Genomic DNA, 23,915 nt, shown 5'->3' on the forward strand with positions numbered 1-23,915 from the left:
CTCACCCCGAGTGACCGCTAGCTTACCGATGCTCTGCCGCCTGGGAACCGTACCTGGTCAGCTTGCCGGGAGAAGGAAAGAAAAGGGAAAAAAACGATGATCAGGTTCGCGGAGTTGATGATCGACGCAATGCCGGGGAGGACCAGGTAGAGCACGATGGGCACCGTGAAGTGCAGCCGTTCCACGGCGGAGTAACCGCCGGAGGTCGTCACGGAAATGACGTACCAGAGGACGAACCCGAACGTCGCCAGCCATCCGGGGATGGCCGTCCCCAGCTGAACTCCCAGTACGGTGTACTCCTTGCGGTACCTGAGCTGATCCGCCACGAAATAGGTACGCGCCACCATCAAGCCGATCCCGGAAATCAGCAGGCAGCACGACGCAAGAATCCCCAAGACCACTGTCAGCGAAGTAGTCACGTCATACGAAGTAGGCAGGTTGTACCCAAAGAGGGGCACCGCAATAATCATGAGCACGCCAATTACGGCACTCACAGAACCCCACCGCATCGTAGTGACCCCTATCTTCCCTACCAGCGCAGGCGGAAACCAGCGCCCCAGAGATGCCGCAGGCGCATTGGGGTTCATCCCTCTCCATTACCTCTCTGCTCTGTCAGCCCACTCCCAAAGCCGCCACCGAAGATGACGCGTACACCTCACCTGGCCGTACCGCAGGCCTCAGATACGGTAGCTGTCCGTGATCAATGGATCACTCTGACAGTACTGCCGCAGCGCCGGGATATGTCCTGGCCAACGCCCCCAAACCGCGACTAAGCACAGATGCCTCGCGTGCGAGGGACTTGCTCCAGGGTGCCCGCCACCAGCTGTACAGTCCAGCCGGCCACGAAGAGCCGCACGCGAAACCAGACGCTGCGGTCGGCGACGATGACCGCTGACTGCATACAGCCCTTGCCGCCAGCCGTAAGCCGAAGCCGCTCGAATCGCAGGCTCCGCTTCGGCCGCACCTCTATCTCCGCAGTTCACGGGACACAGGGTTGCGGGTTGGCTACCATCGGTTCAGCTTAGTGAAGCTATGGGCGCGGCTAGCCGCAAGGGGAGGATGCAGATGGCTGAGCAGGCGACTCCACCAGGCGATACCGGTGCGATCGGAATGCTCACCGGGGCGAGCTTTTTCGTCGCCGACGGCCAGGCCGGCGGCGCGTCCGGGGGCGGAGGCGCACCCGGCTTCTACCTGAGCAAAGACGCCATGACCGCCGAACTCACGAACCTCCAGAAGCTGCAAGAACGCATCAAAGGGCAACTCGAAGCAGCCCGGCCCATGTGGTCCATCCTGTCGCCAGGCCAGGACCCGGCCTCGCTGCGGAACACCGACGCCAGCAACAACTCCGGATACCACTACCGCGACCATTTGCTGCGGCAGAGCGCCTACCTCAACTCGATCATCCAAAAGATGCAGGACGCGCTGGGCATCCACGAAGCGCACGACGAGCAGGCAGGCAAAGACATCAAGCAGGCAGGCCAGGAACCGATCTGATGACCACACGCACCCGCATGGCCGCTGTCGGACTCGCAGCTTCCGCCCTAGTCCTGAGCGCATGCTCCGGCAATCCCGGCACGGCGCAGCCGTCGTCGCCGGTAGCTCCGTCGCAGTCCCCGTCGGCAGCCGGGTCCGGAGCGCCGAGAGTCGCGAACCCCCTCCCGGCCGGAACGCTTGACCGAGACCCGTGCAGCACCTTGACCGCTGGCCAGATCAACGCGTTGCTGGGCACCTCATCGCCGTATGTGCAACCGGCGAAGGACACCGGGCTGGCGAAACAGTGCCGGTGGGCGAACCTCGACCGCGGATCGAGTGTCGGCGTGCAGCTCGTGTATGCCTGGAAAGACGGCCTCGGGCACGTCTACGCCAAGAAAGACCAGGGGTTCTTCAAGGAACTGGCACCCGTTCAGGGCTACCCCGCCGTGGCGTACGGCCCGACCGATGACAGCTCCACCGGCAGCTGCGGTGTCGCCATCGGCATCTCCGACACGATGGCGTTCGAAGCGGATGCGACCATCTCGCGGTCGAACGTCGGAAAACCGGGATCCGACCCGTGCGAGGCCGCGCGCCGCATCGGCGACGCCGTCGTCACCACGCTGAAGGCCGGTGCGTGACGATGAGCTTCATTGCGGACAGATTCAACGCGTTCCTGAAGCAGATGCAGGCCGAGGGGAAGATCATCCTTCCGGGCGAGTTGGTGCGGCGGGTGAAAGCCGGACCCGGCCCGGACAGTCTCGGGCAGGCGCAGCATGCCGCGTGGCAGCAGTCACAGGAGCAGCAGGGCATCGAGTCCGACACCCTGACGGCGGTCGGTCGGTTGGAAAGCGCCTGGTCGGGGCAGAGCGGCGACGCGGCGAGAGGATCGCTGAAACCGCTTGCGGACGTCGCGACCTCGGCGTCGATGGCCTTGCACGACAGTCAGAACACTCTCGCCGACCAAGGGCACGCGTTCACCTCGACCCGGGATTCGCTGCACGACGTGTCCGACGACCCGCCGTCGAAGTCCGCCTGGGACACGGCGACCCCGTGGGACACCGACAACGAGAAGAACATCAACGCGCGCAACGCCGCCATCCAGCAGAACAACGCCACCTATCAAAGCTTCACCGACACCAGCGACGGCCACGCACGGAAAATGCCAGTCGACTACGGGCAGGTACCCGATTCCTCGGACGGCACCTACGGGCTCGCTCCGCAGCAGGGACCGGTCGAGCATCCGCCTGAGCCACGCAAGAAGGAAAGCTTCACCCCGTACCCGCCCAGCCATTCCTACGGCCCGCCTGACCAGGGCGGCCCGGGGACCGCGCCGCCGCCCGGATCGTTCTCACCGCAGCCGGGGCACAGCGGGGTCTCCGGCAGTCAACAGCAGCCTCAGCCCTACGTGCCGGCGGCCGCGCACGGTGACGACAGCACCCGCACATCCGGATACGTCCCGCCCGGATCCACCGGCACAGGCAACACACCCCTCCAGTTCGGGCCCACCGGCTCCGGCTATGTGCCCGGCGGCTCCAGCAGCTACCAGACCCCCGGATACCTCGGCAGCCTGCCCGGGGCGTTCGGACCCGTCGGCGGCGCCGGAACACCCGGGTTCGGTGGCAGCGGAGCGGGCGGCTCTGGTTCTGCCGTGCGCGGCGGCCCGGGAGGCGCGGCCGGTGCGGGTGGGTCGTCCGGCGCTGGCCGGTTCGGTGAACCGGAACCCGGGATGCGCGGCGGAGCAGCTGGCACCGGTGCGCCCGGCGCCAAGGGCGCGAACGGGATGCCGATGGCCGGCGGCGCGGGCAAGGGCGGGAAAGGCGAGGAGGACAAGGAAAAGAAGTCCGCGTCCTACCTCCAGGAAGCCGACCCGAACGCGTTGTTCGGCTACGACGGCAAAGCGACTCCGCCCGTCATCGGCAAGTAAGCGGCATCAGCTGTATCGAGGGGAAACAACGTGATGCTGCTCGACGAACCCGTGACGCTGCCGCGCCTGGCGGTCGCGAAAGCCTGGGAATGGGAACGAATCGGCCCGGCGCACCCGGTCATCGGTGTCGTCGACCTCTGGGTCGAAGACGCCGCCGCCGCGCGCCTGGACGACCTCACCCGGCAGGTGCTGGCCGAGCCGGGGTTCTACAACCTGCGCACCAACCGGGTCACCGGAGAATTCCGCGACCTCATGCTGGCGGTCGCGAACGCCGACGCGGAATGCTACGGCTGGTCGGCCGACCGGCACGGCCGCGACCGCGCCCTGCTCGCCGTCCTGACCGGCCGCAACGCCGTGCTGGCCACCGTCCAGGACGAGCAGCTCACTTTGACAGCGATCGGCGCGGACCAGCTCGTCCGCGCCGTCGTGAGTGAACTGCCCGACTTCCCGGCCGCGAACATCCGCGAATTCACGGTGCCGAAAGCCGAGTACGACGGCGGCTCCAGCAGCGAGTCGTACGACCTCGACACCAGCAGCGACTACACCGTCACCACCCCCTCCGACCAGCTCCGCGCGGTCATGGGGTCGCGGCGGGAAGCCGGCCATCAGCTGTTCGTCGCCACCCGCCCCGGAGGCCACCGGGTCGCGAGCATGCCGCTCACCGCAGTGGACAGCCTCGACCACGGCCGGGTCCTTACCTACCTCCGAGACAGCCCCCACGGACACGTGGACATCGTCTGCGGACCCGGCAACCCCGGCTACATCACCGGCACCCTCGACAACACACTCCGGCTGCTTCGCGGCTGAACCACTCCCCGGAAATCCTTTCCTCGCGCATGGAAGGAACGGAACAAACCGACATCAGCATGATTTGAATTCGACTGAATCGAGTCCTCGACGGCGTGGGTCGCGCAATTCGCCGACCGGAGCCGTTCAGACAGCACTACGCATTCATCCAGTCGATGTTCGAGCCGTTCTCCAGAATACCCGGCCCCGCAGGCTACGGATCTGAACTCGGCCATGGCCAAGCAGAACACCGGATTGGCACACACGACCGAGCTCACCAACAACGTCACCTTGGCTCCCCGAATCTCGACAAGATGATGACCGATCGCGGCTACTGCAAGGCTGGAACGGCGAGGCCGCCATGGCGTTCAAAACCAACTCAATCGACACTTTCAAAACTGTCGCCGGGAACCAGTTCACGTCCTGTCCACCCACAAAGGCGTACTCCAAGCACCCCAGGCGATGCGGGCCAAGACTGGGGAGGATATCGACAAGATCGCGGAGAACACGAAGAACGCTCTGGACAACGCTGGCGGTTGCGGCAAGAACCAGTCGACTTTCGGGTTCTCGGTGCTCTCCGCGTTCGGCGCGATCGACGGCGTCGTCGTGCCGCTCGCCGCCATCGGAGGGCGACTCGGTCGAGACGCAGCGAATCTCCGACCAGGCGCGTGCGCTCACCGATGCCGTGCGTGCGAACAAGGACAAGCTCGTCTCCGCCCGCCCGAAGCTCGCCGGGATGAACCACCGTGAGGACCGTCATCCTGTTCAAGCTTGCACCCGTGGTGAGTACGAATGGATGCGGCCAGCTGAGTGATGGTCCTCCGGCCTCGGCGCCCCATCCGGCTGAACTCGCCACAAGCAAGTGCTCGGACAACACCGCTCGAGCTGGCGATCAGAAGTGTGTCCTGGCCCACATATCTGTCCAGACCCCACCCGACCCGCCCGCCAACCGCACCGAAGGCACCGCGGGGCCCTGGGGGCCGAGCCCCCGGGACAAGGAACGACCGACAAACGGAAAAGGCCCCCAGTCGCGCAAGCGGCTGGGGGCCTGACCATGGTGGGCGAGGAGGGAGTTGAACCCTCACGTCCTTTCGGACACACGGACCTGAACCGTGCGCGTCTGCCATTCCGCCACTCGCCCGAGTTGCTTCCTTGAGGCAGCCAGCAAAGCTTAGCAGGGCCCTCAGACGGGTTTCACCGGGGGCATGCCCAACCCTTCCTCCCCCGGATAGGATCGATGCGGAAGCACACGTGTGAGGAGGTTGTCCCCGGTGGGTCGCGTTGAGCGGTTCGACAGGCGGCTCGAGAACCTGGTGGGGAATACCTTCGCGCGCATGTTCGGCGGCAACGTCGTCACGCAGGAAGTGGCGGTTGCGCTCGAGAGGGAAGGCGAGGAGAACGTTCGTGAGCTGGCAGGCGGTCGGCAGCTCGCCCCGAATCACTACATCGTGTCTTTGGGGGCGGCTGACCACGATCGCATGGCCGGCGATGAGCAGCGGGTCACCGGGGTTCTCGCGAAGGCGGTGGCGGAACACCTCGCCGCGCAGGGCTGGGACACCTATGGTGACGTCGTCGTATCACTCGAGCGCAACGAGGCGCTGCATACTGGACAGTTCAAGACCCGTTCGTCCGTCGATCCCGACGCCCGCGCCAGCGCGGGGGGAGGGCCGTCACGGTCGGCACGACCCAGCAACGCAGGAGACCCACCAATGAGCCAGCCCCCCGGCTACGGCCAACACGACCAGGGTGACCCGTACGGCCAGCACGGCCAGTACGGCTACGGACAGCAGGGTGGCCAGCAGCCCGGGTACGACCAGGGTTATGGCGGTCAGCCGCAGCAGGGCTACGACCAGGGCTACGGCGCGCAGCCGGGCTACGACCAGTACGGCGGCCAGGCCCCGCACGGCGGCTACGACCAGGGCTACGGCGGGCAGCCGCAGCCGGGTTACGACCAGGGTTACGGCCAGGCCCCGCAGCCGGGCTACGACCAGTACGGCGGCCAGGCTCCGCAGGCTGGGTACGACCAGGGCTACGGCCAGCAGGGCGGCTACGACCAGGGGTACGGCCAGGCCCCGCAGGCCGGTTACGACCAGGGCTACGGCCAGCAGGGCGGCTACGACCAGGGTTACGGCCAGCCGCCGGCGGCGTACGGCCAGGACCCGTACGCGCAGCAGGGCGCGCCGGCCGCGGGCCGTCAGCTGCAGGCGAGCCTTCAGCTGGACGACGGCTCCAACCGCACCTACTCGCTGAAGCAGGGCGGCAACGTCGTCGGCCGCGGGCAGGACGCCGACTTCCGGCTCCCGGACACCGGGGTTTCGCGGCGGCACCTGGAGATCACCTGGGACGGGCAGAGCGCGACGCTCGCCGACATCGGGTCGACCAACGGGACCACGGTCAACGGCACTCCGGTGCAGACGTGGCAGCTGGCCGACGGCGACGTGATCCGGGTGGGTCATTCGTCCCTGGTGTTCCGAACCCAGGGCTGAGCGCAGACCGTCCACGGGGTTCCCGCAGAATTGTCGTGCGGGGGGAACCGCGGCGTGCGTGGCGCCGCGGCTTGCAGGCACAGGCGGGAGCGGACACAACAAGTGCCAGAGCTGGTCGTTCAACTCACCAGAGTGGGCTTTCTCGTGCTGCTCTGGCTCTTCGTGTTCGCCGCGCTCCGAGTCGTGCGCTCGGACCTCTACGCCGCGTCGGGCCTCCGGGTCCAGGTGCCGTCCTTCCGCCGCAGCAAAGAGAAGAAGCCGCGGGGCAGCAAGGTCCCGCAGCAGCTGCTCGTCACGCACGGGGCCCTCGCGGGCACCCGCATCGCGCTCGACGGCAGGCCGATCCTGATCGGCCGGGCCGACGACTCGACGCTCGTGCTCGACGACGACTACGCGTCGACCCGGCACGCCCGGATCGCGCTGCGCGGGGAGGACTGGTACGTGGAAGATCTGGGCTCGACGAACGGGACCTACCTCGACCGGGCTAAGGTCACTGCACCCCTCCGGGTCCCGCTCGGAGTCCCCATCCGGATCGGCAAGACGGTGATCGAGCTTCGCCCATGACTCTCGTCCTCCGCTACGCGGCCCGCAGCGACCGGGGCCTGGTGCGTTCCAACAACCAGGACTCCGTCTACGCCGGCCCGCGTCTTCTCGCGCTCGCCGACGGCATGGGCGGGCACGCCGCAGGTGAGGTGGCCAGCAAGGTCGTCATCGCCTCGCTCGCCCCGCTCGACGACGACGAGCCGGGCGACGACCTGCTCGCTCAGCTTCGCGAAGCCGTCCAGAACGGCAACGCGGCGATCGCCGAACTCGTCTCCCAGGACCCGGACCTGGACGGCATGGGCACCACGCTCACCGCCGTCCTGTTCGCCGGAAGCAGACTTGGTCTGGTCCACGTCGGCGACTCGCGCGCGTATCTGATGCGCGGCGGCCAGTTCGCCCAGATCACCCGGGACGACAGCTTCGTCAACGAACTGCTCGAACAGGGCCGCATCACGCCGGAAGAGGCGGCGGTGCACCCACAGCGGTCGCTGCTGCTCAAGGCGCTCACCGGACACGAGGTCGAACCGAGTCTCACCGTGCGCGAGGCGCGTCCCGGTGACCGGTACCTGATTTGCTCCGACGGACTGTCCGGAATGGTCAGCGACGAGACGCTCGCCGAGGCCGTGCAGATCCCGGATCCCCAGGACTGCGCCGACCGGATGATCGAGCTGGCGCTCAAGGGCGGCGGCACGGACAACGTGACCGTCATCATCGCCGACGTGGTCGACGTCGACTTCGGCGACGACGCCCCGATCGTGGGCGGCGCCGCGGGCGACGGCAGCGACGAGATGCATCAGGGCGATTCCCCGGCGGCCAGAGCGCGGGCGCTGACCCAGCCGCCGCCTCCGCCGAGGCAGGAACCGCAGGCTCCGCAGGAAGACCCCAAGGCGAAACGGCGGAAACGGTTCCGCTGGCTCGTGGGGGCGGTCGTGGTGCTGATCGTGCTGGGCGCCGCCGCGATCGCGACTCGATACTTCGTGCTCAGCCAGTACTACGTCGGAGAAGGCCCCGATCAGGAGGTCGTGATCTACCGCGGCGTCCCGGGCAGCATCCTCGGCATCGATCTGCACTCGCTCGAGCAGGGCTCGTGCCCGCCGGGCCAGCTGTGCACCGACAAGCTCCGCGTCACCGCGTTGCAGGAGGACGCGCGGATCGCCGTGCAGAACGGCGTGAAACGCGACAGCCTCGACGACGCGCGCAAGTACATCGACGATTTCCTGCGTCTCAAGAAGAAGCTGTCGGACTGCAAGCCGACCACACTTCCGGGCGTCCCGGCCTCGGGCGCGCCCTCGTCCAGCGTGCCGCCTCCGAGCGGCGCGCCGTCGTCGGCGAACCAGCCTGCGGGGAGGGACTGCTCGACGGCGGGTACGCCGCCGACGGGGGGCGGTAACTGATGGGCCAGCCGCTGGCCGACCCGACGTCCGCCCAGTTCGCCACGAACCCGCCGCGAGACCTCCCCAAGCGCAGGGGCACGGAGCTCGCGTTGCTGGCGTTCGCGGCGGGCATCGTCACGCTCGCCCTGGTCATCGTCGAGGCGAACCAGGAGCAGGAGCTGACGCTCTCGATCCTGTGGGTCGGACTCGCCTACCTCGGCGTGCTCGCCACGACGCACCTCGCCGTGCGCCGGTGGGCCCCGTACGCCGATCCGGTGCTGCTGCCGTGCGTCGCGCTGCTGAACGGGATCGGGCTGGTGATGATTCACCGGCTCGATCTGGCGAAGGCCGAAACCGCGTTGCAGCGCGGCAAGGAGTACTCGCCGGAGATCACCAAGCAGCTGCTGTTCACCGCGGTTTCGCTGGTGCTGTTCGTGATCGTGCTGGTGGTGATCAACGACCACCGCACGCTGACCCGCTACAGCTACATCTGCGGCCTGGTCGGGCTCGGCGCGCTTGCGCTGCCCGCGGTGCTGCCTTCCAGCCTGTCCGAGGCGGGCGGCGCGAAGGTGTGGCTGAAGCTGCCGTTCTTCTCGATCCAGCCGGGCGAGTTCGCGAAGCTGCTGCTGATGATCTTCTTCGCGTCGTTCCTGGTGTCCAAACGCGACTTGTTCATGGTGGCGGGCAAGAAGTTCCTCGGTGTGGAACTGCCCCGCGCCCGTGACCTCGGCCCGATCCTGATCGCCGCCGCCGTCGCGATCGGCGTGCTGGTGTTCGAGAAGGACCTCGGTACCTCGCTGCTGTATTTCAGCATCATCCTGGTGATGCTCTACGTCGCGACCGAGCGCGCGATCTGGGTGGTCGTGGGGCTGACCTTCTTCGTCGGCGGCTGCCTGATCGCCTACAACCTCTTCGGGCACGTCCAGCAGCGCGTGGAGAACTGGCTCAACCCCACCGGCCCGCGCTACGACGTGCTGGGCGGCAGCTACCAGCTCGCGCAGGGCCTGTTCGGGCTCGGCACCGGCGGCGTCGGCGGCACCGGACTCGGCGCGGGCCGTCCGGACATCCCGCCCGCCGCGAGCACCGACTTCATCACCGCCGCGATCGGCGAGGAGCTCGGCTTCATCGGGCTGGCCGCGGTGCTGATGCTGTACGTGCTGCTCGCGATGCGCGGCATGCGCAGCGCGCTGGCCGTGCGGGACACGTTCGGCAAACTGCTCGGCGGCGGCCTGGCGTTCACCATCGTGATCCAGATCTTCGTGGTCGTCGGCGGCGTCACCGCGCTCATCCCGGAAACCGGCGTCACCGCGCCGTTCCTGTCCTACGGCGGGTCCTCGCTGCTGGCGAACTACATCCTGGTCGCCCTGATGCTGCGGATCTCGGACGCGGCGCGCAGGCCGGCCACCCGGCCGAAGCCGCAGCAGCCGCAGGCTCCGATCGCCGAGGCGCACACCGTGATGGTGCGGCGTCCGCCGGCCGAAGGCGACCCGAACGGGAGGACCGCGTGAACGCCCCCCTGCGCAAGGTCGGCATGGCGATGCTCGCGATGATCGTGCTGCTGCTGGCCAACGACACCTACGTCCAGGTCATCAAGGCCGACACGTACCGCACCGATCCGCGCAACCAGCGCGTGCTCTACGACGAGTACTCCCGCCAGCGCGGCCAGATCGTCACGCCGGACGGCACCGTGCTCGCCGGCGTGCGGCCCTCGACCGACAAGTTCAAGTTCTTCCGCACCTACGCCGACGGCCCGATGTACGCCCCGGTCACCGGGTACTACTCGATCAACTACGGCGCGGGCGGGCTCGAGCGCGCCGAGGACGACGTGCTGAACGGGTCCGACCCGCGGCTGTTCGTGCGCCGGCTGTCGGACATGGTCACCGGCCGCGATCCGCGCGGCGGCAACGTGAAGCTCACCATCGACCCGAAGGTGCAGAAGGCCGCCTACGACCTGATGACCCAGCGCGGCTACACCGGCGCGGTCGTCGCGATGGAGCCGAAGACCGGACGCATCCTGGCGATGGTGTCGACGCCGTCGTACGACCCGAACCAGCTGGCGACGCACGGCACCGACCAGAACAAGGCGTGGTCGGCCTACTCGAGCGACCCGAAGAACCCGATGCTGAACCGGGCGATCTCGGAGAACTACCCGCCGGGGTCGACGTTCAAGATCGTCACCGCGACCGCGGCGCTGGAGAGCGGCATCGGCCCGGACACGCAGGTCAGCACCGCGCCGAACGTGCAGCTGCCGGGCACGAACACGACGCTCGAGAACTACGGCGGCGAGACCTGCCCGGGCAACACGTTCAAGGACGCGCTCGCGCACTCGTGCAACGTGCCGTTCGCGACCTTCGCGGGCCAGCTCGGCGCGGACAAGCTGAAGGCGGCCGCGGCCAACTTCGGCATCGGGCAGAACGACCTCACCGTGCCGATGCGGGTCGTCGGCTCGACCGTCGGCCCGCTCGACTCGCCGGGCGCGCTCTACCAGAGCGGCATCGGCCAGCGCGACGTCCGGCTCACCCCGCTGCAGGACTGCCTGCTCTCGGCGACCGTCGCGAACAACGGCTACGCGATGAAGCCGCAGCTGATCCAGTCGATCCTGGCCCCGGACCTGTCCACGATCGAGAACGTCGACCCGGAGCAGCTCACCGGCAAGCCCGCGCTCTCGCCGGAGAACGACAAGATCCTCACCGACATGATGATCGCGTCGGAGTCGTTCACCAAGGGCGGCGGCAAGAACGACGCGCTGAAGATCGCGTCGAAGACCGGTACCGCCGAGCACGGCGCCGACTCGAAGAACACCGCGCCGCACGCCTGGTACACCGCGTTCGCGCCGTCGGACAACCCGCAGATCGCCGTGTCGGTCATCGTCGAGAACGGCGGCAACCGCGGTCTCGCCGCGACCGGCGGCACGGTGGCCGCCGAGATCGGCCGTGCCGCCATCGCCGCCCGGCTCGGGGGTGGATAGCCGATGCTGTCCTCGGGTCAGCTGCTGGCCGAGCGCTACAAGCTGACGAACCGGATCGCCGTCGGCGGGATGGGCGAGGTCTGGCAGGCGAGCGACACCCGGCTCGACCGGGTCGTCGCGGTGAAGGTGCTCAAGGCCGAACTGTCCGGCGACGCCGAATTCCTGCACCGGTTCCGGACCGAGGCGCGGATGACCGCGTCGCTCAACCACGCCGGGATCGCCGCGGTGCACGACTACGGCGAGACGGTCGACGAGGACCTGTCCATCGCGTACCTGGTGATGGAGTACGTGGAGGGCGATCCGCTGGCGGGCATCCTCGCCAAGCACGGAAGACTCACCGCGGACTGCACGCTCGACCTGCTCGAGCAGGCCGGCAACGCCCTGCAGGCCGCGCACGAGCAGGGTCTGGTGCACCGCGACGTGAAACCGGGAAACATCCTGGTCACGCCGGCGGGCAAGGTGAAGATCACGGACTTCGGCGTGGCCAAGGCCGCCGACGCGGCCCCGGTCACCCGGTCCGGCATGGTCATGGGCACGGCGCACTACATCGCGCCGGAGCAGGCGCTCGGCCAGGACGCGGAGCCGGCCAGCGACGTCTATTCGCTCGCGGTGTGCGGCTACGAATGCCTCGCCGGGCACCGGCCGTTCCTGTCGGAGAACGCGGTGACCGTCGCGATGATGCACATTCGCGACGTCCCGCCGCCGCTGCCGCCGGACGTCCCGCCGGGCGCGCGGGCGGTCATCGAGGCGACGCTCGTCAAGGACCCCCGGCAGCGCTACGCCAGCGGCGGAGAGTTCGCCGGCGCGGTGGCCGCGGTCCGGGCCGGCCGCCCGCTGCCAACGCCGCTCGGCCTGGTCAACGCCGCCTACGCGGGCCAGCCGCCGCCCGTGCCGCCGGTCCCGCAGGCGGCCCCCGGCGCGCCGGTCGGACCCAGTTCCAACCCGGCTTTCCGGCCGCTTTCGGCCCCGCCGGGTCCCCCGAGTCCGCCGGTCCCGCCGCCGAAACGGAACCAGTGGGGCTGGTGGGTGCTGCTCGCGGTGGTCATCGTCGTGGTCCTGGTGGCCGTGGCGTTCTTGATCGCGAGAGTGGTGTCGGCCGGCAACGGCGGACCGCCGCGAAGCGTGGACAACGGGAGCGGACCGACCTCAGCCACCCCGGCCGGCACAAGCGAGGCCCAGGGCCGGCAAGGCATGATGACCACACCTTGGACGGAATGGAACGGCACGAAGCGATGACGACACCCAGACTGCTCTCCAATCGGTACGAGCTGGGCGACACGCTCGGGTACGGAGGTATGTCCGAGGTCCACCACGGGCACGACGTGCGGCTGGGCCGGGAGGTCGCGATCAAGGTCCTGCGCGCGGACCTCGCCCGCGATCCGCAGTTCCAGGAGCGGTTCCGGCGCGAGGCGCAGAACGCCGCCGCGCTGAACCATCCCGCGATCGTCGCCGTGTACGACACCGGCGAGGCGAACACCGACGTCGGGCCGCTGCCCTACATCGTGATGGAGTACGTCGAAGGCCGGACGCTGCGCGACATCGTCAAGACCGAGGGACCGCTGTCGCAGAAGCGCGCGATGGAGGTCATGGCCGACGTCTGCGCCGCGCTCGACTTCTCGCACCGGCACGGCATCGTGCACCGCGACGTGAAGCCGGCGAACGTGATGATCACGAAGAACGGCGCCGTCAAGGTGATGGACTTCGGCATCGCGCGCGCCATGCACGACGGCCAGTCGTCGATGACGCAGACCGCGGCCGTCATCGGCACCGCTCAGTACCTCTCGCCGGAGCAGGCTCGCGGCGAATCGGTGGACGCCCGGTCGGACGTCTACGCGGCGGGCTGCGTGCTGTACGAACTGATCACCGGCGAGCCGCCGTTCACCGGCGATTCCCCGGTCGCGGTGGCGTATCAGCACGTGCGGGAAGACCCGAACCCGCCGTCGTCGGTGAACCCGGCGGTGTCGCCGGAGCTGGACGCGGTCGTGCTGAAGGCGCTGGCCAAGGGCCCGGCGAACCGGTACCAGTCGGCCGCGGAAATGCGCTCGGACCTGGTCCGGACGCTGTCCGGGCAGCGGCCGTCGGCTCCGATGGTGATGTCGGACGACGAGCGCACCCAGGTGATGAACGCCGACCGGCGGCAGCCGGTCGCCTACGACGACTACGCCGACGAGCCGGATGAGGACCCGCGGGCCAAGCGCCGCCGCCGGATCATCTTCGGGCTGATCGCCGCGCTGCTCGTGGCGGGCGTGGTGCTGCTGATCTTCTGGCTGAACGGATCGTTCCGCGACAAGACCCAGACCGCGCAGATCCCGCCGGTGCTCAACCAGCAGGTGGTGCAGGCGAAGGCGGCGCTGCAGCAGGCGGGCTTCTCGTCGTTCGCGCCGAACAAAGAGGTGGTGTGCGGGGCGGAGGCGAGCAACCCCGGCGGCCTGACGTGTACCGAGGACCAGGCCGGCAAGGTCATCGCGATCGACCCGCAGGTCGGGGCGACGGTGCCGACCACGTCCACGATCACCCTCACCGTCGGCGCGCAGCCGGGCAAGACCACCGTGCCGGATCTGAAGGGCAAGTCGCCCGACGACGCGAAGTCGGCGCTCGAGCAGGCCAAGCTGAAGCTCGGCAACACGACCTCGCAGCCGGTCGACAACCCGAGCGACGTCGGCAAGGTCGTGTCGCAGAACCCGACCGCGAACTCCTCGATCGCCGAGGGCACGCCGGTGGACATCGTCGTCGGCTCGGGCGTCAACCAGAGGGAAGTCCCGTACACGGTCGGCAAGGACTACGCGACGGCGAAGCAGATCATCCAGGACGCCGGGTTCAAGCCCCAGCGCGTCGACCAGGCCTCGGACCAGCCGAAGGACCAGGTCATCGAGCAGCAGCCGAACGGCGGCAACCTGCCTCCGAACAGCACGGTGAAGCTGATCGTGTCGTCCGGTCCGCAGCAGATCCAGATGCCGGACCTGACCGGGATGACCCAGGACCAGGCGACACAGAAGCTGCAGAGCCTCGGCTGGTCGGGCACCATCCAGCCGCAGTCGGCGCACGGCGGCAGCGGGCAGCCCAACACCGTGGTGAAGCAGAGCCCGCAGGCGGGCAGCCAGATCAGCCCGAACCAGACGGTCACGCTGACCATCCAGGAGGACGACGGCAGCGGCGGCCCGACGACGTCCAGCTCCGGCGGCGGGATCTTCCCGCCGGGCGGAATCCGCAACAACAACGGCGGCTGACCCGCGCATGAGGAGGGCCCGCACGGTGCGCACCGTGCGGGCCCTTTTTTCGCGCCGGCCGGTCAGTCTTGGTCGAGGAAACTCCGCACGCTGGCGAGCACCTCGTCTACGTCGTGGCCGCCGCAGTCGACGTCGAGCTCCTCGACGGCCCCAGAACGTTTCACGGTGAGCGACACCTGCCGTCCGGCGCGCTGCCCGCGCAGCCAGCCGAACAGCGACCGGCAGAAGGTGCCCGCCGACCGGCTGCTCACCATCACGACCACCCCGCTGCCGGGCCCGGCGAGCCGCACCCGCCCGGCCAGCTCGTCCTCGGCGCCGAGCCAGGAAACCAGCTGCTGCAACTCGTCCGCGGAAGCGTCCACGGTGATCGCGGCGATCCCTGCCGTCACGGATGCTCCCCTCCCGGGCCTAACAGACGGCGCGAGGGTAACCGACTCGATACCGAACTCGTAACCCCCGAATCGGCATTTGCTTACTGCAATTTGCAGTCCGCCGCGATAACACCCCAGAAGTGCGGAATATTCCGCAGTAAACCCCGCTCCGGATTCACGACCGGCGCGCCGAGACCGCCCCCACCGCGGTCATGCTCGCCGCCAGCAGCACCACCGACGTGCCGATCGCCAGTGCGAGCGGGCCGCCGTACGGGGAGCCGTTCATCAACGCTTCGAGCAGCGGATGCACCAGCGGAACCCACTTTCCCAGCAGCACCACACCAAGCACGAGAACCGCGGCGAGCACCGTCCAGCCGATGCGCGACACCAGCAGCCGCGAGCACGGCAAGCCGATTGCGATGCCGACCAGAGCGCACGCCAAATGCGTGGCCAATCCGGCGCCGGCAATCTGCCAATGCAGCTGATTCCGATGGGTCGCGGCCCATCCGACGGTCACCAGCGTGCTCGCCAAGGTGCAGCCGAAAACCGTCAGCACCGCGCCGCCGATGGTTGTGCGGGTGCCGCCGGCGTGGTTGAGGGTGATCAGCCGCTGCACCGGATCTTCGAGGTCCAGCAGCGCGATCGTGAGCCAGCAGCCGAGCACGAGCACCCCGGCGCCGCTCACGCCGTACAGCGGAAGCACCGGCGAACTCGGGTCTGCGTAAAGGATTGCGCACAACGCGAGGTACGCGAGCCCAGCGGGCAAATAGCGCTGCGAATGCCCCAGCAGCGCCAGGTAATAGCGGCTCACGGCGAGCACGGCGCCACCTCCCGCACCGACCAACCGCCGGACAACGCGCGCAGCAGCACGGCGTCGGCGTGTTCGGCGTCGACCGTCAGGACCACGCCGCCTGCCTGGTCGACGACCGCGTGCACGCCGGGTTCGGCAGACCAGTTGTCGACGCTCGACGACACCGGCAGCAGCGTGATCCGCTTGCGTTCCGGATGCGTTTCCAGCGGCGCGACCCGGCCGGATTCGAGCCGGTACACCTCGTCGGCGTGTGCGCGCACGATGTCCGGCCGGTGGTCGGTGAACACGACGCTCGCGCCGCGCGCCCGGGTTTCCGCGACCAGTTCGCCGAGCACCGCGTGGGTGCCGACGTCGAGGCCGGACCAGGGCTCGTCGAGGATCAGCAGATCCGGCCGCACCAGCACGGCTTGCGCCAGGCCGACCTTCTGGGCATTGCCCTTCGACAGCGTGCGCAGCTGCGCGTCCGGGCCGCCGACCAGCGCGAGCCGGTTCAGCAGCGGATCGATCCCGGACAAATCAGCCAGCCCGCGGATCCGCGCGAGATGCCGCAGGTACGCCCGCGCGCTCAGCCGCTGCCCGCCGGGAAACCGGTCCGGCAGGTAGCCGACCGTCGGGGTTCCGGCGAGGTCGCCGTACGACGCCCGCGAGACCCCGGCGAGGATTCGCAGCAGCGTGGATTTGCCCGACCCGTTCGTGCCGAGAATGCCGACCACGCGTCCCGCGGGTACCTCGAAATCGATGTACGTCAGGACCGGTTCGCCCCTGCCGTACCGTTTTCCGACTCCGCTGAGCCGGATCAGCGGGGTCGGCGCGGTCACGCAGCCGCGGCCTTCTGCAGTGCGCGGGTGGCCCGCTCCAGATCGTCGACGACAGCCGGTGCGACCGGGTGGCCCGCGGAGGCCATCCAGTTCGCCAGCATCCGGTGGCCGCATTCGGTGAGCACGGACTCGGGGTGGAACTGCACACCCTCCAGCGGCAGCTCGCGGTGGCGCATGCCCATCACGATGCCGCTCTCGGTGGTGCCGGTGACCTCGAAAATGTCCGGATCGATGGTGTCCGGCAACACAGTGAGCGAGTGGTAGCGCGTGGCGGTGAACTCCTCCGGAAGCCCGGCGAGGATGCCGGACCCGGTGTGGCGGACCTGACTGGTCTTGCCGTGCAGCAATTCGTCCGCCCGGTCGACGGTGGCTCCGAAGTGCACTCCGAGCGCCTGGTGGCCGAGGCAGACGCCCAGCATCGGCGTGCGCGTCTCGGCGCATTTCGCGATCACGTCAATGCTCTGACCTGCGCGTTCCGGCGTGCCGGGGCCGGGGGAAACGAGCACCGCGTCGAATTCCGGCACGCGGTCGAGATCGACGACGTCGTTGCGCCACACCGTGCAGTCGGCGCCGAGCTGCGCCAGGTACTGGACCAGGTTGTAGACGAAGCTGTCGTAGTTGTCGACGACGAGAACGCGCATGCCGCCAGCTTAGCGGCTCCCACCTGCTGGACCGTACGCCAGATCACAGTGATTGTTAGGATCACCTAACTTACCGTGGAACGGGTGAGCCGAATCCTTCGTGTCGCCGTGGTGGGCGCCGGCCCCGCCGGCATCTACGCCGCCGACCTGCTGGACAAGTCCGACGCGGACGTCGAGATCGACCTGTTCGAGCGCATGCCCGCGCCGTTCGGGCTGATCCGCTACGGCGTCGCGCCCGACCACCCGCGCATCAAGGGCATCGTCAACGCCCTGCACAAGGTGCTGGACCGGCCGAACATCCGGCTGCTCGGCAACGTCGACTACGGCACCGACCTGAAGCTGGACAACCTGCGCGAGTTCTACGACGCGGTCATCTTCGCGACCGGCGCGATGGCCGACCGCGCGCTCGACCTGCCCGGCATCGACCTCGAAGGCAGCCACGGCGCCGCCGACTTCGTGTCCTGGTACGACGGCCACCCGGACGTGCCGCGGACCTGGCCGCTGACCGCGTCGTCGGTCGCGGTCCTCGGCGTCGGCAACGTCGCGCTGGACGTCGCGCGCATGCTCGCCAAGACCGCCGACGAACTGCTGCCGACCGACATCCCGGCGAACGTCTACGAATGCCTCAAGGCCAGCCCGGTCACCGACGTGCACGTGTTCGGCCGCCGCGGCCCGGCGCAGGCGAAGTTCTCGCCGCTGGAACTGCGCGAACTCGACCATTCGCCGAACGTCGAGGTCATCGTGCACCCCGAGGACATGGAGTTCGACGAGGCGAGCGTCGCCGAGCTGAGGTCGTCGAAGCAGACCGACATGGTCGTGAAAACCCTGCAGGAATGGGCGATTCGCGACGAGGGCACCCGCCCGCGGCGGCTGCACCTGCACTTCTTCCACGCGCCGGTCGAGGTGCTCGGCGAGGACGGCAAGGTCGTCGGCCTGCGCACCGAACGCACCGAGTACCGCGACGGCAAGGTCGTCGGCACCGGCGAGTTCCACGACTGGGACGTGCAGGCGGTGTACCGCGCGGTCGGGTACCTGTCGTCGCACCTGCCGGAAATCCCGTTCGACCACGCCGCGGGCGTGATCCCGAACCAGGGCGGCCGCGTGCTGGACCTGGACGAGAACCAGGTCCCCGGCGTATACGTGACCGGCTGGATCAAGCGCGGCCCGGTCGGCCTGATCGGCCACACGAAGGGCGACGCGGCCGAGACCGTCGCGAACCTGCTGGCGGACGCGGACACGCTCGCCGCGCCGCGGCATTCGTCGCCGGACGCCATCCTCGATTTCCTCGCCGCGCGTGGAATCGCGTTCACCACCTGGGAAGGGTGGGGCAAGCTCGACGCGCACGAGAAGTCGCTCGGCGAGGCCGAGGGACGCGAGCGGGTGAAAGTCGTGGAACGCGACGAGATGGTGCGAGTTTCGCGCTCCTAGTTGACGTAAACGATCTTGCCCGGGGCGTGGCTGCGTTCGCTCAATTCGTGCGCGGCCGTGGCTTCGCTCAGCGGGAAGGTCGCTGCGACGGGAATGCCCAAGCGTCCTTCCTCCGCGAGTTTCACCGCAAGTCCATGGACTGCCAGCGGATCCGCGCCGGGGATCGCGGCGCTGTGCGAGAAGTGCACGCCGTGCCGCGGCGCGGCGGGATCGGTGATGGTGACGACCCGTGCGGGGTCTCCGGCGATCTCGATGAGGTCTGGCAACGCTCCCCCGGCACAGTCGAAAACCGCGTCGACACCGCGGACCCGGTCGGTCAAGCCGGGTCCGTAAGTCGTCGGCTCGGCACCGAGGGAACGCAGGAAATCGTGGTTGCGCGCACTCGCGGTGCCGATCACGGTGGCCCCGCGGGCGATCGCCAGCTGAACCGCGACCGTGCCGACTCCGCCCGCCGCGCCGTGCACCAGGATCGTTCCGCCAGGAAGCTGATCGAGCACTCTGGTCGCGGTTTCGATCGCGCCCGCGGCACCGCCTGCCTCGGCCCAGCTCCACACGGCCGGCTTGGCTGCCCAGTGGACCAAAACGGCGTACTCGGCGTTGGCTCCGCGCCGATTCGCGGCGGTCATGCCGAAGACCCGCGCCCCGAGTTCGCTCGCGTCGACTCCTTCGCCGATCTCGTCCACCACGCCAGCCGCGTCGTACCCGGTCCGGAACGGCAGCGTCACGAGGTCTTTGCGCGCACCGGACCGAAGGGCGGTTTCGCCGGCGGAAAAGCCGGACGCGCGCACGGAAATCCGAATCTCCCCGGGCCCGGCGTGCGGTTCGGCGACATCCGCGACGTGCACGACGCTCGGCGGGCCATACTGGTCAAACTGGACGGCTTTCATGTATTCGACGCTATTCCAGCAGGTCCGCGAGACCGCCGGAAGTGAGAAGGAGGGCGGCCGAAGTGAGACGAACCGACGCCGCCCACAACCGAGTCCGCATCCTCGCCACGGCCCGGATGGCCTTCGTTGCCCGCGGATCTGGCGTGCCCATGCGGGAGATCGCGCGGCAAGCCGAGGTGAGCGTCGCGACGGTTTACCGGCATTTCCCGGCCAAAGACGCGCTGATCGCCGAAGCCTTCGCCGAGGAACTGGCGCTGTGCTCGTCAATCGTCGAGGAGGGCTTGGCGGCGGCTGATCCGTGGCACGGATTTGTCCTGGTGCTGGAGAAGCTCACCGAGGTACCCGCGCGTGAGCAGGGCTTCCGCGCGTTCGTCGCGCAACTGCCGCGAAAACTCGACTTCGCCGCCGACCGCGCCCGAACCCTGCGAATGCTGCTCGAACTGATCCGCCGAGCGCAGGAAACCGGCGAACTGCGTCCGGATTTCGTGCTGGAGGACTTGGTGCTGGCACTGGTCGCCAACGAGGGCATCCGGGTGGAACCGGCCGCCGCCCGAGTCGCCGCGGTACGACGGTTCACGGCGCTGCTGATCCAGTCGTTCCGGGCTCGTCCGGACGCCGAACCGCTGCCGCCTGCCGTGCGGGTGCCATTCCGCCGCGGCTAGCAACGAGTGCTCGCCGTGCGGCTGTTCCGGTGGGAGTGATCCACCAAAGTGGTGATGAAACTCGTTTTCTCTTGTCGCCGGGTCCGGCGGGCCGGTAGCTCTGAGGGGTACCGCTGACCATGGAGGTTGTCTTGTCCTTGGACGTATCGCCCGCGCTGCTCGAAAAGGCCGAACGCGGGGAGGTCTCCGACGCCGAGTTCGTGGCCTGCGTGCGGGAATCGCTGCCGTACGCGTGGGAGGTCATCACCGGAGTGATCGCGGAAGCGGACACCGCCGCGGACGGATTCGCGGACAACGAAACCCCGCCGCCGGACGAGGCCGCCCGCGGGCAGCTGCTGCGAGCACTGGCCTCGGACGCGATCCGCGGCGGGCTGGAGCGGCATTTCGGCGTGAAGCTGGCGTTCCAGAACTGCCACCGGGTGGCCGTTTTCCGGGACACGGACGGGGATCGGTACCGGGCGTTCGTCTCGCCGCGGGGGCAGTTGCTGAACCAGAGCCCGGAACTTCGGGACTGCTAGCCCTCCCGTAGCGCGGGCAGCACCTCGGCACCGATCCGCGCGATGTTCGCCATCGTCCCCTCCGGCGTACCGGACGCTTCCACGAACATGATCACGTGGGACACCCCGGTGCGCCGGAGGCTGGTGCGCAGCGTTTCGACGCAGTGCCCAACCGGACCAACCGGATGGATCGAGCACAGTTTTTCCGTGTACTCCCAAGGATCCCGAGCCGGCCAGGGCCGGTCGTCCACCGGCACATGGGCGGCTAGGCCGTCCGCCAGCCACCCCGGCAACGCCCGGCGCACCACCTCGCCCGCGTCGTCGCCGACCTGGCACAGCACCGTCGACACATGGGGCGCGGGCGCGCCGTAAGCAGCGACGGTTGCCGCCTTCTCCGCGTCATCGGCGTGCAGGCCCAGCAACAACGGCAATTCACGTTCCGCGGCCAACCGAACAGCGGAGGAGGTCGGGCCGGCGCAGGCCACGACAACCCCCAAAGACCGTTGCGGAACCGGGCGAAGCGGCACTTCTCGGAAAGCGAAGTGCGACCCCTCGGCCGACACTCGCCCGGTCGCCGCGGTCAGCAAGAGATCCAGCGACTCCGCGAAACCCGTTTCGTAGCGCGGCAATCCGGTGCCGAACACCTCCAGGTCCTGCCACGGCCCGCCGCGTCCGACGCCCAACCGCAGGCGGCCGTCGGAGACCGCGTCGAGCATGGACCACTGCTCGGCCAACGCGACCGGATGCGTCGTGGACAGCACGCTCACCGCGGTGCCCACGCTGATCCGCGACGTCTGCCCGAGCACGTGCGCGGCGAGCGTGATGGCCGACGGGCACACCCCATACGGCATGAAATGGTGCTCGGCCAGCCACACGTCGTCGAAGCCGGCGGCCTCCGCCGCGCGGGCCGCGCGGACGGTGCGCCGCAGGACGGCGGCGTCGTCCTGGCCCGGGAACCGGCCCGAGACCAGGAAGACGCCGAACCTCAGTTGTTCACCGACACGTTGTTGAACCACAGCAACGGGTCCAGCCACGGAAACACCACGAACATCAGCAACGCCACGATTCCCAGCACCAGCACGAGCGCGATCACGAACTTCACCGCGAACGGGCCGGGCAGATGCCGCCAGAGCCAGCCGTACATCAGGACGCGACTCCGATCTTCTTCAGCAACGTCGTGTAATCCGGCACCTGCGTCTTCGGCACCTGGCGAGTCAGCACGGAGGTGATGATCAGCCGCTCCTTCGCCGAGAACTGCGGGTGGCACGTGGTGAGCGTGAGCAGCGAGGCCTGCTGCGCCTTCGGCAGAATGTCGGACGGCTTGTACGGCACCGGGTTCACCGCGTCGCCCTGGCTCGGCTGGACGACCTTGCGGCCGAACGTCTCGTCGTACGGTCCGCCGCCCGGAATGCTCGAGTTCCGCAGCGTCGACACGCCCTTGCACTCCGGCTGCGCGCCCTTGCCGCTGCTCCAGCCGTTGATCTCGTCCTCGTACGGCAGCACCTGGTAGATGAAGAAATCGGTGTGCGTTTCGATCACGATCTGGTCGCAGGAACTCAGGTTGTCCAGGTCGTTGAACGGCGCGCCCTTGCCGACGCGGTGCCCGGCGATGCCGAAGTTGCCCGGTTCGCCCGGCAGCGCGGTGCCCTTGTAGTGCCCGGGGCCGACCGCCAGCGAATCCTCGCCGGTGCCTTCCTGGATGGTGAAGTTGAAGTCCGCGCCGAACGACGGGATGTGGATGCGCGCGAACGCCTTCCCGTCGATCAGTTCGGGGTGCAGCGTGCGGTCCTTCGCCCAGTCGCCGTCGAGCTGGTCGCTCGCGGTGTGCTGTTTCTCGGCGGAGAACAGGTCGGTGACCCACACCTCGTACACCATGAACAGCAGCACGATCACGCCGAGCGTGATGAAGATTTCGCCTGCGGTGCGGATCGCCAGCCCGCCCTTGCCCAGCGGAGGCGGGGTCTTTTTCGCCTTCTTGTCGTCCTTGTCGGCGACCGCGACCGCGGAGAACACCTCGGTCGGCTGCTCGGCGAACTCCGGTCCGGTCATCCGCCGCCGGGACGGATCCGGAGCCCCGGCGCCCACCCGGCGAGGCATCTGCCGGCCTTCTTCCGGCTGGCGACGGGGCGGCTGTCCGGAATCTCCGGGCTGGGCGCGGAATTCCCCGGTAGGCCGCGGTTCGCCCGGACGTCGCTGCGGGCCCCCTTCGGCGCGGAACTCCGCGGTACGGCGGGGCTCGCGCGGACCGCCGAAATCACCGCCGCGGGGGTCCCCCTCGCGGGGCCGCCCCGGCACCGGCCGGTTTTCGCCGCCGTCCCGGCGCGGTCCGCCCCGGTCGATCGGCGTGCGCTGTTCGGGTGATCTGCGACCCGGGTCCCCGGCCACTCTTCGCCGCGGCGGGGTATCCCCGGACTGCCTTCTCGGCGGCGGCTGGCGGCGGACCGGGCGGTCAGGTCCGGTGCCGGGGCGGCGGTCGTCCTCGCCCGGCCAATCTTGCGGCGTCACGCAAGCTCCTCCCGCGCCCGGCCGGAGTCCTCCTCGGGACTCCAGGTGGCGCTATTGTCACAGTCTGAGAAACCCGACCGCTCCCGCCCGGTGCTGCGGAGCCGTCCTTTACGTTAACGTGTGCACGTGGCGCTGGTTGCGCACCCCGACAGCGGGACCTCGTCCAGGATGCCGCCACCAGGAATGCCCGAGAGCACGCGAGGAAACGATGCCGAAGTCGAAGGTCCGCAAGAAGACCGCGTACACCCCGCCGGTCGACCGCCGCACCCCGGTGAAAGTCCAGGCCGCGGGACCGTCGAACCTGTTCTACAAGATCGTCATGTTCGGCCTCATGCTCCTCGGGCTGATCTGGCTGGTCGTGAACTACATCGCCGGCGACAAGGTTTCGTTCCTCAGCGAGCTCGGAAACTGGAATTTCGCGATCGGATTCGCCGCGATGATCGCCGGCCTCCTGATGACGATGCGGTGGCGCTGACCATCCGCCGGATCGGCTTTGCTCCGGTCGGCCGATTGAC

The 23,915-nt window shown here is 68.7% G+C and carries 24 protein-coding genes and 1 tRNA gene; 15 read left to right on the forward strand and 10 right to left on the reverse strand.

From position 1 onward, the window contains the following. Positions 1-17: 17 nt before the first annotated feature. Complete coding sequence (locus tag L942_RS31735) at positions 18-494, reverse strand: hypothetical protein (RefSeq protein WP_037367450.1); 477 nt, start codon at positions 492-494, stop codon at positions 18-20. 571 nt (positions 495-1,065) lie between these two features. Between L942_RS31735 and L942_RS31745 the strand changes: the two genes are divergently transcribed. Genes L942_RS31745 through L942_RS31760 form a run of 4 tightly spaced genes read left to right on the forward strand, consistent with a single transcriptional unit; the run spans position 1,066 to position 4,204 of the window. Then, positions 1,066-1,494 carry a hypothetical protein gene (locus L942_RS31745; RefSeq protein ID WP_158684565.1) on the forward strand — a complete coding sequence of 143 codons (429 nt, stop codon included), beginning with the start codon at positions 1,066-1,068 and terminating at the stop codon, positions 1,492-1,494. A 17-nt stretch (positions 1,495-1,511) separates the two neighbouring features. After that, positions 1,512-2,111 (forward strand): DUF3558 domain-containing protein, encoded by a 600-nt coding sequence (locus L942_RS31750; RefSeq protein ID WP_235079529.1) that lies wholly within the window; start codon positions 1,512-1,514, stop codon positions 2,109-2,111. 2 nt (positions 2,112-2,113) lie between these two features. After that, a complete protein-coding gene (locus L942_RS31755) occupies positions 2,114-3,397 on the forward strand; it encodes a hypothetical protein (protein WP_051166385.1) in 1,284 nt (427 codons plus the stop codon). 33 nt (positions 3,398-3,430) lie between these two features. After that, positions 3,431-4,204, forward strand: a complete 774-nt coding sequence (locus L942_RS31760) for an ESX secretion-associated protein EspG (RefSeq protein WP_037367455.1) — start codon at positions 3,431-3,433, stop codon at positions 4,202-4,204. A 1,034-nt stretch (positions 4,205-5,238) separates the two neighbouring features. Here L942_RS31760 and L942_RS31770 read toward each other — a convergent pair. Beyond that, a tRNA-Leu gene (locus tag L942_RS31770) sits at positions 5,239-5,324 on the reverse strand. Positions 5,325-5,454: 130 nt separating this feature from the next. Here L942_RS31770 and L942_RS31775 point away from each other — a divergent pair. The 7 genes from L942_RS31775 (at position 5,455) to pknB (ending at position 14,780) form a co-directional block, all read left to right on the forward strand. Next, on the forward strand, positions 5,455-6,669 hold the full coding sequence (locus L942_RS31775; protein WP_037367507.1) for an FhaA domain-containing protein: 1,215 nt from the start codon (positions 5,455-5,457) through the stop codon (positions 6,667-6,669). Positions 6,670-6,771: 102 nt separating this feature from the next. Further along, the gene (locus tag L942_RS31780; RefSeq protein WP_037367457.1) at positions 6,772-7,233 is read left to right on the forward strand and encodes an FHA domain-containing protein FhaB/FipA; all 462 of its coding nucleotides are present in this window, start codon (positions 6,772-6,774) and stop codon (positions 7,231-7,233) included. Further along, positions 7,230-8,606 (forward strand): PP2C family protein-serine/threonine phosphatase, encoded by a 1,377-nt coding sequence (locus L942_RS31785; protein ID WP_037367458.1) that lies wholly within the window; start codon positions 7,230-7,232, stop codon positions 8,604-8,606. Before L942_RS31780 ends, L942_RS31785 begins: the two co-directional genes overlap by 4 nt. Then, the gene (locus L942_RS31790) at positions 8,606-10,093 is read left to right on the forward strand and encodes an FtsW/RodA/SpoVE family cell cycle protein (RefSeq protein WP_037367459.1); all 1,488 of its coding nucleotides are present in this window, start codon (positions 8,606-8,608) and stop codon (positions 10,091-10,093) included. The genes L942_RS31785 and L942_RS31790 overlap by 1 nt, the downstream gene beginning before the upstream one ends. Continuing rightward, positions 10,090-11,553: a peptidoglycan D,D-transpeptidase FtsI family protein gene (locus L942_RS31795; RefSeq protein ID WP_037367460.1), complete on the forward strand. Its 1,464-nt coding sequence runs from the start codon at positions 10,090-10,092 to the stop codon at positions 11,551-11,553. The genes L942_RS31790 and L942_RS31795 overlap by 4 nt, the downstream gene beginning before the upstream one ends. A 3-nt stretch (positions 11,554-11,556) precedes the next feature. Then, complete coding sequence (locus L942_RS31800; RefSeq protein ID WP_037367461.1) at positions 11,557-12,789, forward strand: serine/threonine-protein kinase; 1,233 nt, start codon at positions 11,557-11,559, stop codon at positions 12,787-12,789. Further along, the gene (gene pknB / locus L942_RS31805) at positions 12,786-14,780 is read left to right on the forward strand and encodes a Stk1 family PASTA domain-containing Ser/Thr kinase (protein WP_037367509.1); all 1,995 of its coding nucleotides are present in this window, start codon (positions 12,786-12,788) and stop codon (positions 14,778-14,780) included. Before L942_RS31800 ends, pknB begins: the two co-directional genes overlap by 4 nt. A 62-nt stretch (positions 14,781-14,842) precedes the next feature. Here the strand turns inward: pknB and L942_RS31810 are convergent, their stop codons facing one another. The 4 genes from L942_RS31810 to L942_RS31825 all read right to left on the reverse strand — a co-directional run bounded on the left by L942_RS31810 (position 14,843) and on the right by L942_RS31825 (position 17,421). Next, positions 14,843-15,169, reverse strand: coding sequence for an effector-associated constant component EACC1 (locus L942_RS31810; protein WP_037367462.1), 327 nt, complete (start codon positions 15,167-15,169; stop codon positions 14,843-14,845). 157 nt (positions 15,170-15,326) lie between these two features. Further along, a complete protein-coding gene (locus L942_RS31815; protein ID WP_037367464.1) occupies positions 15,327-15,971 on the reverse strand; it encodes a hypothetical protein in 645 nt (214 codons plus the stop codon). After that, positions 15,959-16,762: an ATP-binding cassette domain-containing protein gene (locus L942_RS31820; RefSeq protein ID WP_037367512.1), complete on the reverse strand. Its 804-nt coding sequence runs from the start codon at positions 16,760-16,762 to the stop codon at positions 15,959-15,961. Before L942_RS31820 ends, L942_RS31815 begins: the two co-directional genes overlap by 13 nt. Positions 16,763-16,776: 14 nt before the next feature. After that, entirely contained in the window at positions 16,777-17,421 is a 645-nt protein-coding gene (locus tag L942_RS31825; protein ID WP_037367465.1) for an aminodeoxychorismate/anthranilate synthase component II, read from the reverse strand. A 111-nt stretch (positions 17,422-17,532) separates the two neighbouring features. Between L942_RS31825 and L942_RS31830 the strand changes: the two genes are divergently transcribed. Next, positions 17,533-18,849 (forward strand): FAD-dependent oxidoreductase, encoded by a 1,317-nt coding sequence (locus tag L942_RS31830; RefSeq protein WP_037367515.1) that lies wholly within the window; start codon positions 17,533-17,535, stop codon positions 18,847-18,849. Here the strand turns inward: L942_RS31830 and L942_RS31835 are convergent. Beyond that, positions 18,846-19,736 (reverse strand): NADP-dependent oxidoreductase, encoded by an 891-nt coding sequence (locus L942_RS31835; protein ID WP_037367466.1) that lies wholly within the window; start codon positions 19,734-19,736, stop codon positions 18,846-18,848. The two genes, L942_RS31830 and L942_RS31835, sit on opposite strands and share 4 nt — an antisense overlap. A gap of 62 nt (positions 19,737-19,798) precedes the next feature. Between L942_RS31835 and L942_RS31840 the strand changes: the two genes are divergently transcribed. Both L942_RS31840 and L942_RS31845 read left to right on the forward strand, forming a co-directional pair. After that, complete coding sequence (locus L942_RS31840; RefSeq protein ID WP_268745753.1) at positions 19,799-20,398, forward strand: TetR/AcrR family transcriptional regulator; 600 nt, start codon at positions 19,799-19,801, stop codon at positions 20,396-20,398. A 131-nt stretch (positions 20,399-20,529) separates the two neighbouring features. Continuing rightward, positions 20,530-20,916, forward strand: coding sequence for an SCO5389 family protein (locus L942_RS31845; protein ID WP_037367468.1), 387 nt, complete (start codon positions 20,530-20,532; stop codon positions 20,914-20,916). On the opposite strand, the gene L942_RS31850 is transcribed toward L942_RS31845, so the two are convergent. From L942_RS31850 to L942_RS31855, 3 genes are read right to left on the reverse strand one after another with little or no spacing between them, the layout of a single operon-like run. Beyond that, positions 20,913-21,911, reverse strand: a complete 999-nt coding sequence (locus L942_RS31850) for an LLM class flavin-dependent oxidoreductase (RefSeq protein WP_235079527.1) — start codon at positions 21,909-21,911, stop codon at positions 20,913-20,915. The two genes, L942_RS31845 and L942_RS31850, sit on opposite strands and share 4 nt — an antisense overlap. Further along, a complete protein-coding gene (locus L942_RS45070; protein WP_009085537.1) occupies positions 21,881-22,039 on the reverse strand; it encodes a hypothetical protein in 159 nt (52 codons plus the stop codon). The genes L942_RS31850 and L942_RS45070 overlap by 31 nt, the downstream gene beginning before the upstream one ends. Beyond that, positions 22,039-22,992 (reverse strand): class E sortase, encoded by a 954-nt coding sequence (locus L942_RS31855; protein WP_200862989.1) that lies wholly within the window; start codon positions 22,990-22,992, stop codon positions 22,039-22,041. The genes L942_RS45070 and L942_RS31855 overlap by 1 nt, the downstream gene beginning before the upstream one ends. A 616-nt stretch (positions 22,993-23,608) precedes the next feature. Here L942_RS31855 and crgA point away from each other — a divergent pair. Beyond that, on the forward strand, positions 23,609-23,875 hold the full coding sequence (gene crgA / locus L942_RS31860) for a cell division protein CrgA (RefSeq protein ID WP_009085533.1): 267 nt from the start codon (positions 23,609-23,611) through the stop codon (positions 23,873-23,875). Positions 23,876-23,915 lie beyond the last annotated feature (40 nt).

It is taken from the genome of Amycolatopsis orientalis DSM 43388, from assembly GCF_000411975.1.
Taxonomy (GTDB): Bacteria; Actinomycetota; Actinomycetes; order Mycobacteriales; family Pseudonocardiaceae; genus Amycolatopsis; species Amycolatopsis orientalis_D.

What these genes read in the sequence shown, in the direction of transcription:
- L942_RS31745 (WP_158684565.1), top strand. Translation starts at nt 1,066, where the DNA reads ATGGCTGAGCAGGCGACTCCACCAGGCGATACCGGTGCGATCGGAATG.
- crgA (WP_009085533.1), top strand. Translation starts at nt 23,609, where the DNA reads ATGCCGAAGTCGAAGGTCCGCAAGAAGACCGCGTACACCCCGCCGGTC.
- L942_RS31825 (WP_037367465.1), bottom strand. Translation starts at nt 17,421, where the DNA reads ATGCGCGTTCTCGTCGTCGACAACTACGACAGCTTCGTCTACAACCTG.
- L942_RS31855 (WP_200862989.1), bottom strand. Translation starts at nt 22,992, where the DNA reads ATGCCTCGCCGGGTGGGCGCCGGGGCTCCGGATCCGTCCCGGCGGCGG.
- L942_RS45070 (WP_009085537.1), bottom strand. Translation starts at nt 22,039, where the DNA reads ATGTACGGCTGGCTCTGGCGGCATCTGCCCGGCCCGTTCGCGGTGAAG.
- L942_RS31835 (WP_037367466.1), bottom strand. Translation starts at nt 19,736, where the DNA reads ATGAAAGCCGTCCAGTTTGACCAGTATGGCCCGCCGAGCGTCGTGCAC.
- L942_RS31755 (WP_051166385.1), top strand. Translation starts at nt 2,114, where the DNA reads ATGAGCTTCATTGCGGACAGATTCAACGCGTTCCTGAAGCAGATGCAG.
- L942_RS31785 (WP_037367458.1), top strand. Translation starts at nt 7,230, where the DNA reads ATGACTCTCGTCCTCCGCTACGCGGCCCGCAGCGACCGGGGCCTGGTG.
- pknB (WP_037367509.1), top strand. Translation starts at nt 12,786, where the DNA reads ATGACGACACCCAGACTGCTCTCCAATCGGTACGAGCTGGGCGACACG.
- L942_RS31750 (WP_235079529.1), top strand. Translation starts at nt 1,512, where the DNA reads ATGGCCGCTGTCGGACTCGCAGCTTCCGCCCTAGTCCTGAGCGCATGC.
- L942_RS31760 (WP_037367455.1), top strand. Translation starts at nt 3,431, where the DNA reads ATGCTGCTCGACGAACCCGTGACGCTGCCGCGCCTGGCGGTCGCGAAA.
- L942_RS31800 (WP_037367461.1), top strand. Translation starts at nt 11,557, where the DNA reads ATGCTGTCCTCGGGTCAGCTGCTGGCCGAGCGCTACAAGCTGACGAAC.
- L942_RS31790 (WP_037367459.1), top strand. Translation starts at nt 8,606, where the DNA reads ATGGGCCAGCCGCTGGCCGACCCGACGTCCGCCCAGTTCGCCACGAAC.